The sequence below is a fragment of the Marinicellulosiphila megalodicopiae genome (assembly GCF_045862395.1).
Lineage (GTDB): Bacteria > Pseudomonadota > Gammaproteobacteria > Pseudomonadales > Natronospirillaceae > Marinicellulosiphila > Marinicellulosiphila megalodicopiae.
In genome coordinates, this window is sequence record NZ_AP023087.1 from 2545883 (window position 1) to 2564180 (window position 18298).

The 18298-nt window shown below is 35.1% G+C and carries 15 protein-coding genes and 2 tRNA genes; 4 read left to right on the top strand and 13 right to left on the bottom strand.

From position 1 onward, the window contains the following. Window positions 1-9: 9 nt before the first annotated feature. Window positions 10-486 carry a transcription elongation factor GreA gene (gene greA, locus TYM08_RS10910; RefSeq protein WP_422379179.1) on the top strand — a complete coding sequence of 159 codons (477 nt, stop codon included), beginning with the start codon at window positions 10-12 and terminating at the stop codon, window positions 484-486. A gap of 141 nt (window positions 487-627) precedes the next feature. Here the strand turns inward: greA and TYM08_RS10915 are convergent, their stop codons facing one another. Next, entirely contained in the window at window positions 628-1608 is a 981-nt protein-coding gene (locus TYM08_RS10915; RefSeq protein WP_422379180.1) for an IS1595 family transposase, read from the bottom strand. A gap of 595 nt (window positions 1609-2203) precedes the next feature. Next, window positions 2204-3553, bottom strand: a complete 1350-nt coding sequence (gene miaB, locus TYM08_RS10920; RefSeq protein WP_422379181.1) for a tRNA (N6-isopentenyl adenosine(37)-C2)-methylthiotransferase MiaB — start codon at window positions 3551-3553, stop codon at window positions 2204-2206. Between the two features lie 310 nt (window positions 3554-3863). Here miaB and TYM08_RS10925 point away from each other — a divergent pair, with 310 nt between their 5' ends. Beyond that, window positions 3864-4289: a hypothetical protein gene (locus TYM08_RS10925; RefSeq protein ID WP_422379182.1), complete on the top strand. Its 426-nt coding sequence runs from the start codon at window positions 3864-3866 to the stop codon at window positions 4287-4289. After that, on the top strand, window positions 4286-7591 hold the full coding sequence (locus TYM08_RS10930) for an Ig-like domain-containing protein (protein ID WP_422379183.1): 3306 nt from the start codon (window positions 4286-4288) through the stop codon (window positions 7589-7591). The genes TYM08_RS10925 and TYM08_RS10930 overlap by 4 nt, the downstream gene beginning before the upstream one ends. A 174-nt stretch (window positions 7592-7765) precedes the next feature. Here the strand turns inward: TYM08_RS10930 and TYM08_RS10935 are convergent. The 5 genes from TYM08_RS10935 to TYM08_RS10955 all read right to left on the bottom strand — a co-directional run bounded on the left by TYM08_RS10935 (window position 7766) and on the right by TYM08_RS10955 (window position 9556). Further along, window positions 7766-7840, bottom strand: a tRNA-Gln gene (locus tag TYM08_RS10935). 19 nt (window positions 7841-7859) lie between these two features. Beyond that, window positions 7860-7936, bottom strand: a tRNA-Met gene (locus TYM08_RS10940). 185 nt (window positions 7937-8121) lie between these two features. Beyond that, window positions 8122-8412: a hypothetical protein gene (locus TYM08_RS10945; RefSeq protein ID WP_422379184.1), complete on the bottom strand. Its 291-nt coding sequence runs from the start codon at window positions 8410-8412 to the stop codon at window positions 8122-8124. 87 nt (window positions 8413-8499) lie between these two features. After that, window positions 8500-8793 (bottom strand): hypothetical protein, encoded by a 294-nt coding sequence (locus tag TYM08_RS10950; RefSeq protein ID WP_422379185.1) that lies wholly within the window; start codon window positions 8791-8793, stop codon window positions 8500-8502. 202 nt (window positions 8794-8995) lie between these two features. Continuing rightward, window positions 8996-9556: a hypothetical protein gene (locus tag TYM08_RS10955; RefSeq protein WP_422379186.1), complete on the bottom strand. Its 561-nt coding sequence runs from the start codon at window positions 9554-9556 to the stop codon at window positions 8996-8998. A 743-nt stretch (window positions 9557-10299) separates the two neighbouring features. Here TYM08_RS10955 and TYM08_RS10960 point away from each other — a divergent pair. Then, on the top strand, window positions 10300-11820 hold the full coding sequence (locus tag TYM08_RS10960; protein WP_422379187.1) for a glycosyl hydrolase 53 family protein: 1521 nt from the start codon (window positions 10300-10302) through the stop codon (window positions 11818-11820). Window positions 11821-12122: 302 nt separating this feature from the next. Here TYM08_RS10960 and TYM08_RS10965 read toward each other — a convergent pair whose 3' ends face one another. From TYM08_RS10965 to TYM08_RS10990, 6 genes are all read right to left on the bottom strand, one after another. Continuing rightward, on the bottom strand, window positions 12123-12617 hold the full coding sequence (locus tag TYM08_RS10965; RefSeq protein ID WP_422379188.1) for a DUF5071 domain-containing protein: 495 nt from the start codon (window positions 12615-12617) through the stop codon (window positions 12123-12125). A gap of 236 nt (window positions 12618-12853) precedes the next feature. Next, window positions 12854-13330: a hypothetical protein gene (locus TYM08_RS10970; RefSeq protein ID WP_422379189.1), complete on the bottom strand. Its 477-nt coding sequence runs from the start codon at window positions 13328-13330 to the stop codon at window positions 12854-12856. 477 nt (window positions 13331-13807) lie between these two features. Next, on the bottom strand, window positions 13808-14893 hold the full coding sequence (gene ltrA / locus TYM08_RS10975) for a group II intron reverse transcriptase/maturase (RefSeq protein ID WP_422379190.1): 1086 nt from the start codon (window positions 14891-14893) through the stop codon (window positions 13808-13810). A 551-nt stretch (window positions 14894-15444) separates the two neighbouring features. Next, window positions 15445-16173, bottom strand: coding sequence for a hypothetical protein (locus tag TYM08_RS10980; RefSeq protein ID WP_422379191.1), 729 nt, complete (start codon window positions 16171-16173; stop codon window positions 15445-15447). A gap of 35 nt (window positions 16174-16208) precedes the next feature. Continuing rightward, window positions 16209-16844: a hypothetical protein gene (locus tag TYM08_RS10985; RefSeq protein ID WP_422379192.1), complete on the bottom strand. Its 636-nt coding sequence runs from the start codon at window positions 16842-16844 to the stop codon at window positions 16209-16211. A 181-nt stretch (window positions 16845-17025) separates the two neighbouring features. Beyond that, window positions 17026-18198 (bottom strand): hypothetical protein, encoded by a 1173-nt coding sequence (locus tag TYM08_RS10990; protein ID WP_422379193.1) that lies wholly within the window; start codon window positions 18196-18198, stop codon window positions 17026-17028. Between the last annotated feature and the right edge of the window lie 100 nt (window positions 18199-18298).

Sequence of the window (18298 nt, forward strand, 5' to 3'; positions counted from 1 at the left end):
ATTTTAGATATGCAACGTTTTCCAATGACACAAAAAGGTGAACAAGCCTTAATTAAAGAGCTTGAACAACTTAAAACCATAGAACGACCACGCATTATCCATGATATTGCTGTGGCCCGTGAACATGGTGATTTAAAAGAAAATGCTGAATACCACGCTGCACGTGAAGAGCAAGGGTTTGCCGAAGGTCGTATTGCTGAGATTGAAGGTAAACTATCAAATGCACAGGTAATTGACATTACTACCCTACCAAAAGACGGTAAAGTGTACTTTGGCGCCACTGTAACTTTGGTTAACGTTGACACTGAAGAAGAGGTGATTTATCAAATTGTAGGTGAAGATGAAGCCGACATTAAAAATCATAAAATCAACGTCACTTCACCGATTGCTCGCGCCTTAATCGGCAAAGAAGAAGGCGACACCGCTACAGTTAAAGCCCCTTCTGGTGAAATTGAATATGAAATTGAAAAAGTTGAATTAATCTAAACCTTTCAATTCTAAAAAAACAGGCTTTGTGCCTGTTTTTTTTCTTAAAATTTACTTAAACACCGCTTATTCTAGCGAAAACAATTCAATTCACTTTTCTGTTGGGACCTCAAAATATTGAATGATCTTTTTTGCATATGGCTATGTTTCAAATTTATGTTGCTGCACCTGTAACAGTTTGAATTCAAACAGTTTTTCGCTTTCGCTCTTAATGTCGCTAGAAAAGGTCTGATATTTGTGCCAGTCCAGCATTCTAAACCAACCCAAATACTTCGCCAAATACTTACTGGCCACTCCATGCATCTTCAAATACCAACGCTTTAACTGACTGTGATAATTATTGATATTTTGAATATGATACAAACTTTGCTGCGTTTGATTGTTGGTTATCACCGCATGATGCAAATGATGTTCTTTGCAAATTTGATTATAAGCCGGCTGCCCATCGGTACATAAAACAGATTCGTCGGCAATTTTGCAGCCTAAGCATTGATTGATTTCAGCGCCATTTACGTGAGTTAATATTTGATCAAATTCATGATGATTTCGATCTTTAGCGGTTAACACTGCCACCCAATCGTGCTGATTAATACAGGGTGTGGATGCTTTAGATCCTCGTTGTCTTGCAGGTCGGTTTAAGTTTCGTTCGCCTTTTTTAGATTCTCGAAAATACGTTTCATCTGCTTCAATAATACCTTCAAGCCTTGATTCATAGGTGTTTTGAGTAGCATTCATAAAACGATGACGCCAATTAAAAGAGGTCGTCACACAAATATTTAAATCTTTTGCGCAACGCCGAATGCTATCTTGGTCAAGCATGTGCTCTAAATATTTTTGCCAAAGCTCAGGTTTGTGCTGATAAAAATAAGCACTGCCTCGAGTGCACACAAAACTTTTGCGACATTCGTTGCAAAAAAATCGCTGTCTGCCATTACTAAAACCGTATTTTCGCAAGCGGTTACTTTGACAATGAATGCATTTTGAGTGGGTGATCACTTCTTTAGACAGCCGCGCAAGAATGGGATTTTCTTGTGCAACTAAAGCGGTGGATAGAGTTTGTTTTTGAACAGGATCGAGCTTGCTTACCTGCTTAAGTATGTTTTGAAAATGCTGTGGATTCATAGGTTATGTCATTGTGGGTGTATAAATCTCAGCTTAGATCAGCATTATGATTTTGCATCCTGCCACAACAATTTAAAACATAGCCTTGCATATTACCAAAAGCCACCCTTCCATTAAACGATGCTCAACAGTTAAGCTGGTTTTACTGTTTTACCGCATCAACTTACTATCAATTACATGCGGTATATTGATTTACCCCCCTACACTTTCTATTCGCACCCTGAATATTTCTAGATTATTTTTTAGCTTCGTTTTTGGCTTATTAATCAACAATCAATTTTGTGAGTTTGTACATTTTCAAATTCATTACAAGCTTCATAAAAAAGTTATTTGAAGTTCATACAACAATTTCACTTGTATCACTATCAAGTTCACTGGAATGAAAATTTTGGCAATACCAGTATTCTTTGGGATATTATATTCAACAGTTACGACCCAAGCTACAAAATGATTAAATTCAACAAAGAGATACAGTCTCATCTCATCAAACATGACTCGTCAAATGATCATCAATCAAAACAACCATTTTCTACTTAACAAACATCAGACATAAAAAAACAGGCATAAAGCCTGTTTTTTATTTAAATCGATTTAATTAAAAAGCCAAATCCACATTCACCAATTCACCTTGAAGCGAGTTTGCATGACCATGAGTAATTTTGGTTTGCACAAATTTACCAATCAAGCTGTGATCATCTGATTTAAAAAACACTAATCGGTTATTTTCAGTCCGACCACATAATTGACTTGGATCTTTATTTCCTGCATTTTCAACTAATACCACTTCAACATTTCCTACCATTTTACGGCTAATATCGGTATTTTGTTGAGCGATGCGATTTTGCAACAATGCCAATCTCTGCTTTTTTAATTCTTCAGGGGTTTCATCTTCTAGACTGGCCGCAGGTGTTCCAGGCCTTGCGCTATAAACAAAACTATAACTAAAATCAAACCCAATTTGAGCAATCAGATCCATCGTATCCATAAAATCTTGCTCAGTTTCACCAGGAAACCCCACAATAAAGTCAGAAGAAAAACAAATATTTGGTCGATTTTTACGAATACGCTCCATTTTTTCAATGTACTCTTCACGAGTATGTCCACGCTTCATTTTACTTAAAATCGAGTTCGAACCAGACTGAACAGGCAAATGCAAATGAGACACCAACTCAGGAACATCAGCATAAACATCCACCAATGCATCAGAAAACTCAACCGGATGACTAGTAGTAAAACGAATTCGATCGATCCCTTCAATTTGAGCAGTTAACGTTATTAATTCTGCCAAATCCGCAGGCTGAACGCCATCACGCGTACCTTGATAAGCATTCACATTTTGACCTAGAAAATTAATTTCACGCACGCCTTGCTCAGCTAGATGCACAACCTCTTCAATCACATCATTAAATGGACGACTGACTTCTTCACCTCGTGTAAACGGCACAACACAAAATGTACAATATTTTGAACACCCTTCCATAATCGAAACAAACGCCGAGATACCATCGGATTTTGGTGCAGGTAAGTGATCAAATTTTTCAATTTCAGGAAACGTCACATCCACAACCGCAATCTTATTATCGTTTGCGGTTTTTTTATCTAACATAGCTGGTAAACGATGCAATGTTTGTGGTCCAAAAATCACATCTACTTCTGGTGCGCGCTTTGAAATCGCCTCGCCTTCTTGACTGGCCACACATCCACCGACACCAATTTGAATATTCGGGTTTTTCTTTTTAAGTTTTTTCCAACGCCCTAATTGGTGAAATACTTTTTCCTGTGCTTTTTCACGAATTGAACAGGTGTTTAATAACAAAACATCCGCTTCAGTTTCATCAAAGGTCTGCACCATATCATGACTTTCGCCCAACAAATCTGCCATACGAGACGAATCGTATTCATTCATTTGGCAACCATGAGTTTTAATAAAGACTTTTTTGGACATGTTACTTCATACTTAAAAAAAGGGAGCGCAATTATAACAGCAACCTTGCTAGCACTAAAGAGCCAATATGTAGCTTATTTCCAGTCAAACAGATCTTATTTATACAATATAATTGTAGGATTAATGTTATAACGGGGATTGTTCTCACTTTGACTAATAAAGTTTTTTTGAACTGTGCACTACAGCACATACTGCCTGAGTTGTGAGGCATTTAGAATATTAATTAGAATACAATCAAGCTTTAACTATTATCGGTAAAACATAAGTGATAATTAAATACAAACACACACTTCATGTATTCATTTTTCTTTTGCTCATTTTTAGCGCTAGTGCATTTATTTATATTTTTTTAAAAGACTCAAATCAACCCCAAAAAAATGCAAAGCAAATTCATGTTAAAACCAATACACCCCAAAATGAAACAATCACTGATTTTACAACGATCAATAGTAACCTAACAAAAACAGAACTCATCAAGCAAAAAACAAAACACACTCATAGCCACTCATCCATTAATATACCCAACACCCATATAACCGAACTAAACCAATCATTAGAAAATAATCTATCGGTTAATGGTGTTACTGCCACTACAAAAAAAGACGGCACCGTTATATTACACAGCCAAGATCGGTTAAAAACCATATCTGTCGCCCACAAAGATGAACACGGAAACTTAGTATTCAGCGAGTTTAATCAAACCATTCCAGTTGGCATCAAAAAGGACACCCAATGAAATTTTATACCAATAAAATCCTATCTATTATCAGTATTGCCGCACTGTTTTCATTTACATCTATTTATACTTTGGCGGCAAATATCGAAATTCATATTGATGATGAGGCAGGCGAAGGATTTAATGACCCAACTTTTGGGGCAAATCGATTAAAAGTATTTGAACAAGCAGCAGCGATGCTTTCAAATTACTTAAGATCCGAAATAGACATCATCGTACTAGCTCGATTTGACGAATTAACATGTACACCAAGTAGCGCAACCCTTGGCAGCGCCTCACCTTTTAGCACTGCGTATAATTTTAAAAATGCCCCTCACCAAGACACCCTTTATCCAATCGCCCTTGCAAATGCCATTGCAAAAGAAGATTTAGAACCAGAAAAACCAGATATCACCGCTATTTTTAACTCAAATTTAGATTCAGGAAACTGCCTTGGCGGAAGCACTTGGTATTACGAATACGACCAAGCACCCAATAACAAAGTCAGTCTTTTAGAAGTCGTTTTACATGAATTAATTCATGGCTTAGGTTTTATCTCAACGGTTTCTGAAGATGGCTCACGACTTTTTTATCAATGGATTGATGCGAATGGAAACGTACTAGATACGATTTATTTGGATGATCCATTTATGAAACATTTAGTAAATGGTAATGGACAAAACTGGGGAGACCTAGATGGCACACACGACGAAGCAGGCAATAATATTCGTGCACAAGATTCCATTTCTAACAATTTATTTTTCACAGGCCCAAATACAAATTTAGCAACAACCACAAAATCAGATGGCGTCACAAACAATTTAATAAAAATGTACACCCCTTCCACTTATAAATCCGCAAGTAATGTGTCCCACTTTGATACATCTGCTACACCAGATGAAGTAATGGAACCATACAATACAGGTAAAGCTGATGGTATCGGCCTCGCCTTTCATGTTTTAAAAGACATTGGTTGGCCAAGTAAAAATATCGCTCCGATAATTACTGGACAATCAACAATCACCACAAATGAAGACACAGCACTGACACTTAATTACAACAGCATTCAAGTAACAGATAACGATAGCAATTATCCACTTGTATTTTCATTAACCGTTTTTAATGGCGATAATTACACTTTAGCTAATGACCAAATCGTCCCTGCGAAAAATTTTTATGGAACCTTAACCGTTCCCATTCAAATAAATGATTCCAGTGATGACAGCAATATCTTTGATCTTTCCATTGACGTATTACCCATCAATGACTCCCCTGTCATCTCAGGTCAAACTGGCATATCCTTGCTTGAAGACTCATCAATTTCAATTAACATTGATCACGTGCTTGTGACGGACATTGAAAACGACGATATTGAATTAATCATTCTAGAAGGTGAAGACTATCAAGTATTTAATGAACAAATTACACCAAATGTGGATTTTAACGGCGATTTAAGGGTCAATATTCAAGCAACTGATGGTCAATCAATCAGTGACACCTATGAGTTATCTATTGCTGTTCTACCAATTAATGACAGCCCTTCGTTTGATATGCCATTTGAATACCTAGCAGCCATTGATCAATCAACAACCATTAGCTTAATCGCAAACGATGCCGACCAAGATGATTTAATATTTTCAGCAACAAACTTACCTAATTGGCTAATCATTCATAACCAAACTTTATATGGCACCCCTACTATTTCAGATCTTGGAAAGCACGTAGTAACAATAGAAGTAACAGACAATGAAGCAACCATAACTCAAGAAATCACAATCAATGTAAACGAAACCCGCCCAATAGATTTTTCTATCACCACTATTGATCAAAATTTACTGACAACCATAAATTCAATTAAAACCGTTTCATTTCAGATTTCTGGCTCAGGACAAAAAGAACAGCAAACTATTTATGTTGATATCACCTCTCTAAGCCCAATCAAAAATGATCAATGCAGTGAAATAATTAACGGATTACGCTGCCCTGTCAGTTTATTCAATGACCAAACATCATTAGATGTAACAATCACTTCACCTGATTTTGGTAGCATAAAGATAGATGCAAACATAAGTGATATTCCAACGGGCACACAAGATTCAAATTTAGCCAATCAATCCAATAGTTTATGGGTGAGCTTTTTAAGCAAATCCACTTTAAATCTAAACAAACAAGCAAATATTAAATTTGAAAATGAAATCACTCACCTAACGAGCATTTTCGATGAACAATTACTATCACTAAGTTTCAAAAACCAAGACAGCCAATTAATAATTCCTAACACCCAAAGCCAGTACTCTATCATTTCTCATTTTGCTCAAAACCACGACACAAACAAAGTTGAAATAATGGATCTGAACGAGGACAATCAATTTGATTTGGTAGTGACCTCAAACCTCGAACCAAGCAAAGTCTATTTAGGTTCTCAAAACACTTTAATTGAAAGCAATACCTTTAATGAACTCCCAATTGAATCAATCAACCAAAGCGCTGTGATCAACAATCAAACAATAATAATTTCAGACGACCAAACTTTATACATCCTTCAGTCGAACTTATTGGATCGTTTTATTGAACAGTCTCGATTAACAATTGAAGGAGTCAGTGGCATCCAGGTGATAGACATAAACAATGACAACTACAAAGATTTAATTTTAACTACCAACACCAATCAACTATATATATTTTCCGGAACCGACTCGCAAGAATCTTTATTTGAATCCACAGGAAGAGGTTACAATATTAGCGACATTAAATTCGCCCACGCCATAAATTTTGACCAAACAAATCTATTATTAATTAGTGACGCTTCTGGTTTAAGCATTCACTCTGTTATCGATAGTGCGTTAATATTTATGCAAAAACTGAATATTGGCGAAATAACTTCTATTATCACCAACTCGCAAAACAACACATTCACCGCACTTAATCAATCAGGCAGCCTTTTTGTATTCCAATGGGACAACAATTCAATTTCACTAAAGGCAGCGGCGCACTCAAGCTTTACGACACACATAGCTCAACTGCCAAATACCAATGGTTTTTTCACAATATGGACTGCAAGTAATCGAGATTTAAATGCGTTCACGTTTGAACAAACAATCACTGACACTCCAAATCAAACTGACACAACCACTCAAATTGACCCGATATCTAATACCGACACAGACACCCAAACTGAAACCGAAATCTCTCATGAAATTTCAGATTTAATTGAACCGGAAGAACCAACTAAGAGTAACAATATCAAATTAGGACATATTAATTTAATTTGGCTAGCGCTGTGTTTAGCCATCGTATTAAGAAGACGCATTAGAAAAATATAATTGAAAAATTGGATACTAGGTGGGTGGCCCACTTAATATCCAATCAATAGCAATTAAATACTTTTTAGACAGGCACAAAAAATAAACCATACAATAATAATTGATGATTTTTTTAAATTTTATAAGTAAGGGATTTTGAAACTAAGAGATAAAAAAAACAATGGTTCGAAAAATTGGCTGGGATGGCAGGATTCGAACCTGCGGTACACTGGATCAAAACCAGATGCCTTACCGCTTGGCTACATCCCAACATTTTTCTGCATTTTCATGGTAGCAATAACTGGACTTGAACCAGTGACCCCAGCATTATGAATGCTGTGCTCTAACCAACTGAGCTATATTGCCCCGAAAACGTGAGGCGTATTATGAAGATTTTATTTTTATTGTCAACTAAAAAAATCAATTTATTTAAAAAAAAATATAATTAATTCAATAACTTACAAGTGACGACTGAAAAAATTCGTTAAATCATGGATTTTTTATGATTCGACCCCAAATACCCATCGCCAGAAATATCATAAGACTATAAATCATTCACTTTCAAACAAAGACGCATCATCAAACTGCAACTTACGCCCCACCCAATGGCATTGTCCATCAAAATACAACCATGAACACATTTGAATCCGAGGCTCTAACCAAGCCCTAAACTGCTCTAGATCATCCACAGTTAGCAAAACATGCGGCATCGGGTGCTCACCTTCCAAGCGATCAACCAAATCACCAGCACTCGCCCCTGATACATTTTGATTAATATCGTCACACAACAAATCCACAAACAAACGTTGATTTAACGGATAGTACAAATAGGTTTTAAACATTTTGATTCCTAAACTCACTAATAGATTGAATTTTTTATGCAAGTCGTAAACTTGCTATGCCAAACAAACTAGATATTTCGACAACTTTCACAATTCACTCACTGCAAAAGCCAAATTTTGTTTCACGTCCTTTAACACAATACCTTGTTTTAACAACAGACTTACAAGTTTCTTTTGAATGATTTTCTTATCTTTTTTACTATTATCTAATGCAGCCTGATCTTCAAAATAACAGGTCACCAACAAACTGCCCGGGAACAAATCAAATGCTACGGTATGCTCCAATTTTTTGAAACCAACAAGTTCTTCACATGCAAACTCATTTAATATTTTTAATGCACCGACCAACTTGTCGTTTAATTTTCGTACAGTTTTTGACATTTTCATATTTTTAATTTCTGCAGATAAAATAATGGACAGACTATAGCATCCCGAGCATAAAGAAGGCTTTTAATTAATTACAGGTCAAGCTACTCATTCTTATTTAATTGACAATACATCCAAGCAGTAACATTTATAATGTATATTATTTGTGCAAAAAAAAGGCCATTAACAAACAGCCCTTAAAATATATCTTTTTAAACTATTTCTTAAGGATACCACTTACCCCCAATACCCACTCACCATCTAAAGAGCCATTAAAGTACCATTTAGTTGAAGCCATTAATCCAACTTTAAAAATAGGAGTCACATCCCACAAATACAAATCAACGATAGGTTGCAAATAATCACCACCAATTACTTCATTTATAACAGCTTCACAATTTTGGCAAGTATTTGATGCTTTCCCACTGATTAAGTAATCCACACCATAAAGCATGCTGACTCTTAATGTTCTTCCATGTAAATATGTCGCCCCCATTGCTGCCGACAAATTTAAATTCACTAATGTTTCATCAACATTATTACCATCTACTTCAATCGCATAAATACTATCACTACCCAATAGCACCATAAAATAACCAAGAGTCAGATTAAAATTACTACCACTTGACACACCGTAATCGAAATAATTTGCTTCTTGAGCAAAACCGGACTCAAATTTATTCACCCCACTATGCAGATCAACTCCCATAGAATATTCAATCGCCATTGAATTAAATGACACAACCGACATTACGATAATAGTTAAAAAACTTTTCACTTCATTCTTCCTATAGATTGGTTAATTTTTTCGACATTTAATAATAAATGAAACATTAAGCGCTATATAATACAAGATCCCTTCAATACCTTCTATGATTCGCTCAAATAAAAAACACAAAAAGGCATTACATATGAAAGTAGAAATTTGAAAAGACACAAAACATGAGACAACTCGTAGAAAGTCTTATTTTTGAAAAAGAATTTAGAAAGGCGAAAAGAATTTAAAAGGCATTTTCAATTATTCTAAGAAAAACAATCCTAAAACTGACACTCACTTTTGTACTCACTTTTGCAAAAAAGCCCCCCCCTGATCACCGATAAAAATCAAACAAAGGTGACAACTCGCAGAGATGTAGTGTGTCACAGCAAACAGTTGACCTACAAAAAAACATCTACTCAACGTTTTTAAGTCGAGAATCCTACGACCTAATCTGAGCGCAGAAGTGCGTAATTTAATTTTGGATATTACTACTTATTCAATTGCGCAATCTTATAACTAACTGTCATGTAAAATGCAAAACCAGCCCCCGATCATTGGGCAATCAGTTTTTCACTATAATGATGGTTTTTATGCATTTACACTGATTCAAATGAGTCTATTTTGAGATTAAATGTGAATAATCGCTCAATTTCATACACTCAAAACTGATGACGAAGATTTCACTAGATTTCCTATACACTTCGTGCAATTGTTACTCAAAAGTTATAAACACAAAACAAATGTTACTATAGGTATTGCAAATGTTAAAAATCACACTTATTTTCAGCACCATTATTGCACTGACCGCCTGCAATATTGAAATACAAGAGCCTCAAGACAATCCAACTAACCCCTCGTCAAACACTGAATACACAGTGACAGAAACGCTACTTAATACAGTTACACAAACCATAACCTCTGACACCGAAACAGATACCGTCACTCAAACCCAATCCAATACCATTACACAAACCAATCAAACAACCCAGACTAAGACTGATTCAGTGACTCAAACGCAAACGCAAACTCAGACTCAGACTCAGACTCAGACTCAGACTCAGACAATAAGCGAAACAGAAACATCGAGCCAGACACACACAACTACGCAAACAGAAACAGAAACAGAAACAGAAACTCAGACCCAGACCCAGACCCAGACACAAACTCAGACTGACATCAATATTGAGTGTCCTGAACATCATTATTCTGATTCAAATAATACCTGTATCCCAAATCGTTTTGATCAACAATTTATTATTGGCATGGACATTTCCAGCATTGCTGAACTAAATGATTATAATGTTTGGTTTGTGGACACCGACGGTGTCGGTGGAAAATCCATGCTCGACATCTTAAAAAATCATGGCGTGAACTATATTCGTTTACGCACGTTTGTTGATCCATTTGCCATGTATGGATACGCAGCGTCCGATGATGTATGCACAGGACGTGCAGAAGCTTATAACGACAAACAACATACCATTGAGTTTGCAAAACAAGTGAAAGCTAAAGGCATGGGATTTTTATTAGACATTCAGTACAGCGACAGTTGGACCGATCCAGACAGCCAAGTAATTCCTGAATCATGGCGTCATATTACAACCCTTTCAGAAATGAAAAAACAAATCAACGCCTATACCACCGACTTAGTGCAATCACTAATTAACGAACATGCCCGCCCAGATATGATTCAAATAGGCAATGAAATTACAAGCGGGACACTCATTCACATCCCGACATCCACTTCAAATTGTTACGGTGAAAATTTGAGAATTAATGACAGCATAAATGGCAGCGCTCAAGATTGGGACACCCTAGCTCAGTTATTACAAGCAGGCTCACAAGCTGTCAAACAAGTAGACAGCGAAATTCCCGTCATGATGCATATCGAGAATTCTGGCAGCTTATTAGGTATGCAATGGTGGGTAGACAACGCGTTTGCGCGCCATGTCGAATTTGATATTTTAGGGTTATCTGCATACGAAACCTTTCAAGGACCCAGTAATCAATGGCACGCAAGCTTCCACGCCATGGCACAAAAATATCCAAACTTAAAATTTGCCATTGTCGAATACAACCAACAAATGACACTTTTAAATGACATTATGCACTCATTACCCAATCATCAAGGTTTAGGCACATTTTTTTGGGAACCTACCCAATCGGGATATTGGGGTGACGCGCTTTTTGATTGGTCAGGCAATACAGCCACCGCCAATATTGAAAAATTCAAAGAGCTTGATGCCTTAACTCAAAAACATCTGAATCATCAAAAAAAATAGATATTGTTTTAATTTATTAAATCTACAAAACTGGATAACCAATCCAGTTTCGATCGTCATCTTCAGCGACTTTGTTGCTGGAGATCCAGTGTGTGTTTTTTAATTTTTTGAGTTTTATTAAATAAAATGCACTGGAAATCAGTACGTAAACGTGACGAGCATGACGCGAATTGAGTTTTTAAAATTGTAAATCCCACGCTTAATAAATAAAGTGTATCACCCAAAATAAATACTAACCTCTTGCAAAATAAAATCATAACCATTCGGCAAGAGGGTTAGAGGGTTACCTTTGTTATTAATGATCACAGATTATGTTCATCTAAAGGCAAGCTATAGATTGCTTTGCCTGCAGCTTCTAATGTTTCTTTAATCCATACGTTGTAAACAAATAGATTTCTTTTCGCTATTTTTGCTACCTCAGAGGCGTCGACCAATTGCCTTTCGCTCAATATACGAAGCGATTCAAAGTCACATTCTTCAGAACCTACTTGAGATGCCCATTTTTTTAAGCTTTCAACACACTCTTTCAAAGTATCATCATCATATGATGCGATGAGGTATGTGATAAGGCTACATCGCCAGTCATAATCTGCTTGCTCAGCGACGTCCAAAACAGTGGATAACTCAAGCTTACCCAGCTTTTTAAAGTATTCATAAATTGAACCTGCAATAGGCCAATTTGAATCACAGGTCCATGTAAGTAATTCAGTCATGTATTCTAAATTTTCGGGATAACCCATCGCGATGATTTTATTCACTGCCTCTTGATCACACTTATCAGATATTTTTATTGTCATTTTTATTAACTCCCATTCGCTAAAATACAAAACCAAACTCTCTTCATTTAGCTTTATTGTTTATTTCAATTTTACACTACGCCACTTGCCAAAACTCGATGCCCAAACTTTTTTGATCGTCATCGTCAGCGTCTTGTTGCTGGCGATCCAGTGTACTGCTCTTAATGATTTAATAAGTTAAGATCCAAATCATTCGCCCTCGATTATTTTAGGATTGAGCTAATCATTGCGGTTATTTAGATTTCATATGTCATTTCAATTCCGCTTTTTTCCAGTGCTAATTCAATTTTTAAGGCGTCACGAACATCATCAATGACTATGCAATAAGAATGTTTTCCGGACACCATAATTTCAATATAGAATTCTTCAGGAACTAAATGAATACGCATATTCACACCATTAAAATTTTGCCAATAATTTGCCTTTAGATATTTGGATTGACCATTAATTATTATTTCCCATATCCTACTTTGGTGATCAGACTGTTGATCATGACTACCAACATGATCACGATCATACAGAGAATACTCGACATTCAATAAATTTAAAACGGTGAAAAAATCACTGAAGTCTCGAGTTGATATTTTACCAATAAGTTCATCACCATTATCGTGCCCTCCTTGTTTAAGCACTTTTACTTTAAATAATTTACAGCAATTTAAAAGTCGATAAAACTCTTCACTTGCCGTGAAGTTTGGACCGATACCATCCATCGTAATTTCCTCTTATCAATAACCTAATTTAACCCAATTAACCACGCCCTATTGAAACATGCATAATACTTAAAATCACCCACTTCACTCAGTTAGATACCATTTACTGTATAACTAATGTACTAGTTCTATACAAAATACAAAACCTAATCCTGTTTATTTAGCTATATATTTTATTTCAATTTACACTGAACACATTGGTCCGAACTCGATGCCGATCTTTTTTGACCGTCATCTTCAGCATCTTTTGACTGGAGATCCATTGTGGTTTTCTTGATTTTTTAGTGATATTAGATTTAAAAGCACTGGATGCCCGACGAAAAAAACTCTCGAGCATGACTGAAATCATTAAGATAATTTGGTTTGTAAAATTTAAAAATGAGTATTTATGTCAAGTGTAAATCGCAACCCCATAGCCTTCGAAATCCATATTATTAATCATGCCTTACTTTTTTGTTTTAAAAAACAAAAAAACAACTAACTTTGCCATCCGGCTATCCAAACATCACTGTCTTTTAATATATTCCAATCAATTGACTCGACACGTTTTGAAAAAACAGCTTCAAACTCACAGGTGTAAATAGAAGTTCCCTCATCAAAACTTAACAGGGTAACGATAAAGTGCTTTTCTTTTAGCGAATCTACCACTTCAGTTTTGTCTCCATTAAGTTGTAAATCTAATTTACCCAAAACTTGTGTTAACACTTTATATGATGCATCTGTTTCATTTTTACAAAGAATCACTAAATCGTCAGCGTATCGGACTATTTTCGCTTTTAATTTAAATGCTAAATTGTGTTTGTCCCATATTCTATCCAATACATCCAGATAGATATTGGCCAATAATGGCGAGATAACACCACCTTGAGGTGTGCCTAATTTACTTTTCTTACCACCTGCAATAACCGTTTGTTTTCCGCTCTTTTCTACTTTGATCACCACCGACTTTAACCATTGATTTAATAACGCTAATACTTTCTTATCAGAAACTCTCAGCGATACTAACTTCATGAGCTTAACGTGCGCGATGGTATCAAAGTATTTCGACAGGTCAGCATCAATCACTTGTGTATGTCCCGATCTTAACGATTGAGTAATACTGTTCATGGCTTGATGAGCCGATCGATTAGGACGAAATCCGTAACTGTTATTACTGAAGCCCGATTCAAAAATTGGTTCAATGACAATTTTAACAGCCATTTGGATGATTCGATCTTCAATATTCGGGATACCCAACGGACGAGTTTCGCCATTACCTTTCGGTATGTCGACACGTTTAATTGGACTGGATTGATAGGAATTAAATTTAAGCTTAGATTGTAAAATATTTAAGTAACGCCACTTTGATATTTCTCGTTCTATTGTTTCAAATGTCACCCGATCTAAACCAGGTTTGCCATTGTTTTTCTTAACAAGTTCGTAAGCATATTGCAGGACATCCAAACGATAAACCTTGTCATAGATTGAATAAAAGCAAAATGTGGATTGTTGTTTGGCTTTTTGAAATAGTTTCCTCTGAAGGTCACCGACTCGTTTTTTCAAACTGGAAGATGTTAATAGCATAATGCAATCATCTGAGCCTTTTCCTCTTTGGTTACATGAATAAAGTAGAGCCACTTCCCTTGGGTGTCGTTATGTTGTCGCTCACCCTCAAACGGTACTATTAGCCCCTCTGACTTCCAATAAAGCCCGTCATCATTTCGCTCTTCGCTTATAAATGACCGTTGATTCTGCAAAAATCACCTTATTGGATCTCCCGTCCTGCACAATGTATCTTCCACCACATACCACTCTTATAACCCCGAAGGACTCTTTCGTTCATGCTCATTAAACATGTTTGTGACTGTCTAAAAAAGACAGATTAGAAATCATATTTTTGATTGAAAGATGACAGCTTTCCCCTTCAAATCAGAGAGTCAGCGTCCTTATTTAGTTAACGAGGCTAAACAGATTCACTTGCGTTGCGGTCTGCGGTTTCGCCTTTGAAAAACTTACAGCATCCAATTACTTGAACACTGCTTTTCAGTGCTACCTAGGTGAATGAGTAATTCCTAGGACAGGACTTTAACCTGCTAGATATATTGCCGGTAACGGCGTACGACCTGACCCTCGGCCTATCGACCTCTTTTTAATAAATACCTTTCAGATTCAGAAACCATTTCAAAGATCCAAAAATCATCTATGGCACCTCTTGAATGAGGTGTAATTGTTAAATAGTGACTTTCTCCATTAACCTCTTTGGTTATTAGCCAATGCCCTGTCATTCTTTTTTCCTTACTTGCATTCAAACCACTTACTTCACTTTCAAATTTTTCAACATTTAAAGTTAAATCTTCCTGATCAGTATAATTAATTAGCCTTTTTTTATTTTTCACCATGAAATTCAAGTATGAATTAGGTAATAACGACAAATGAGAGTGTTTATAGTTTTTAAATAACTTACACCCATCAAATTTAATATTATTTTTTAATAGACTGGTTGAGTTAGCTGAGTATTTATCGCCTTCAAGCATTTTAACTACATCAAAAAAAACTTCTGTATTTAATTGGCATTTACGATTAATTGTAGCCCTACGTAAAAATGTTATTTGAGAAAGTAAAAACAACGATATTCTCTTAGAATATTTTGAATTATAAATATCATAATTAGACCGCTTTACTTCATCTAACCACCAATGCTTATTTTCAATCCCTCTAAATAAATTAAATTCACGCCCCCTTGGTAATTTATCACCTATTTTATGCCGATATAAATATTCAACAACCCGATTTCTATCATACACTTTAGGGATTTTTTTAAATTGTTTATCAAAAGCATCATTTACTTCATTGTCAGCTATCATTTCATTCCTATTTATCTTGTAATGGTATAATGAATTTAGGCTAGAATTTTTTTATTTAGAACAAAGAAAAAATTAAATGATTTAAATAATTGAATAAAACAAACCAAATTTGAGCCCTGAAGTTTAACAAACATGTATTCAATAGAATTAGCATTCACAGACATTAATTCGCGCCCTTTCATGCCATCAAGTATTTCCACCTTAAGACTTGGATGTATCTTATCCAATAAAAACAAACTAATATCAAACTCACTAATAAGAACTTGTTTAAATTCTTTAAAAAATAAACCTTTAACAATCCGCTCAATTGAAAATATAAATTCACTTTTATATTCTTCGGGGATTTTAAATATTCCTATATTCTCCCCTGACTTTCCATTCATTTCATAACGAGTATTTTCATCGACCAGTCGATCAAGCCTCTTATTATTACTAAGTGTAGAGCCAACACTTTTATAAATTTCATCAGTCCACGGGCTAGATGCAATTAGACCTATTATTACCTTTGTAAGCTCATCAGAATCACTAGAACCATTATTACATTGAGCGCATGCTAGCAAAGTATTAAAAGGTACAATTTTAGATCTTATTGATTTTGGGTAAAGTGATCTTTGAGGTAAATGTTCCTTCGTTAATTTATCTTGTTTTCCACATAATTGACATTTTTTCATATTTCATTAACCATAAATAATAAGACTAAATTAACTGGATGAACACTGAATACAACACATCATCAGATAGATATAATTTTTTCATTAAATAGGGTAAATTGACTTCAGACCGCACGAACACCTTAGTGATGCCCGGAGTCAAACTTTGCCCCCTTTTTTTTATGCAATCTAGTTGTTCGAATTAATTTACAAACTTACATTCAAAGGTATCGAATTGCTTTATATCTTTAATTTTATTTATTTCGTCCAATATAAATAGATGTGTATTGAAGTACTCCATGTCCCCATCATATTCACCCCAAAAATCAACTCTGGCATTTATGTGAAAATATTCAATCAATGATTCATCGTAACTGAAACACTCTAAATAATTTAAACTCTCTTCTTTTACCCAATCATTACTATTAAAGTAAAAGTGAAATTTATATTCATTTATTTTAATATAAAAATGCCTATCACTCACCTTTTGAAGCTTTCCAGATATACTTTCAGAAAATCCGTCTAAAGTTACATACAATTCTTTAAACTGCTTTAACGTCTCAAACGTGAACCAATACTTATATGAGGAAAAATCACCATAATATGAGTGTCGTTCAACTCTGTTATTAAATTTTTCAATGAAATCATTTCGTGCATTTGAATTGGTTATTTTATAAGGCTTAAATTTCGTAAGCTTTAATTCATTCCATAATCGCTCTTTATTAAGATTCTGTGTATTTTCAATCGCTTCAAAATCACCATCCTTAATTATTTTTATTATATGATCAAAATCTGTAGATTTTTGTCGAATCCTTTTTTCTAGCTCTCTATCATATATATAATCATCTATTGATTCTAACTGACTCAATGCCTTATCCCATTCTTTATTAGCCATGTATAAATACGCTAAGTCATCTCTATCAAATATTGCATTATGAATATAGATTCCAGAATCTGTATTTTTAATATCACTCATTAAATCATGCATTTCTAACAAACTATTAACATCACCAGTTGAATCAAACCACGGTAAAATTATACGTAGTATTTCAGATTGTAACTCTTCAAAACATAATTGAGCTTTGATTCTAATTTCGAATGAAAATGGAAAAATGAAACTTGAGAACCCTCCAAGTCTTTCTCCACCCACAGGAAAAAACCTTGAATTGTAAAACTTTATTGGCGTATTAGAGACGGCAACATAAAACATTCCATTACCCCACCTTGATTTGTCAAAATTTATTGCTTGTAATACCCCACCCTCAGTTAATCTAACAACATTATTTGTATTGTACTTCCTAAATCCATAGTCTTTTAATGGCTTAGAAATATATTGAGTAATTGCTTTTCCGAAATATTTTTTTGAACTATACATTTTTAAACCTTAATCTAATTATTTAAAATAATTTCATACCTAATACATAAAAAATAGAGCAAAGCCAATAGAGTCAGATCTCGACTTCATACTTCACTAG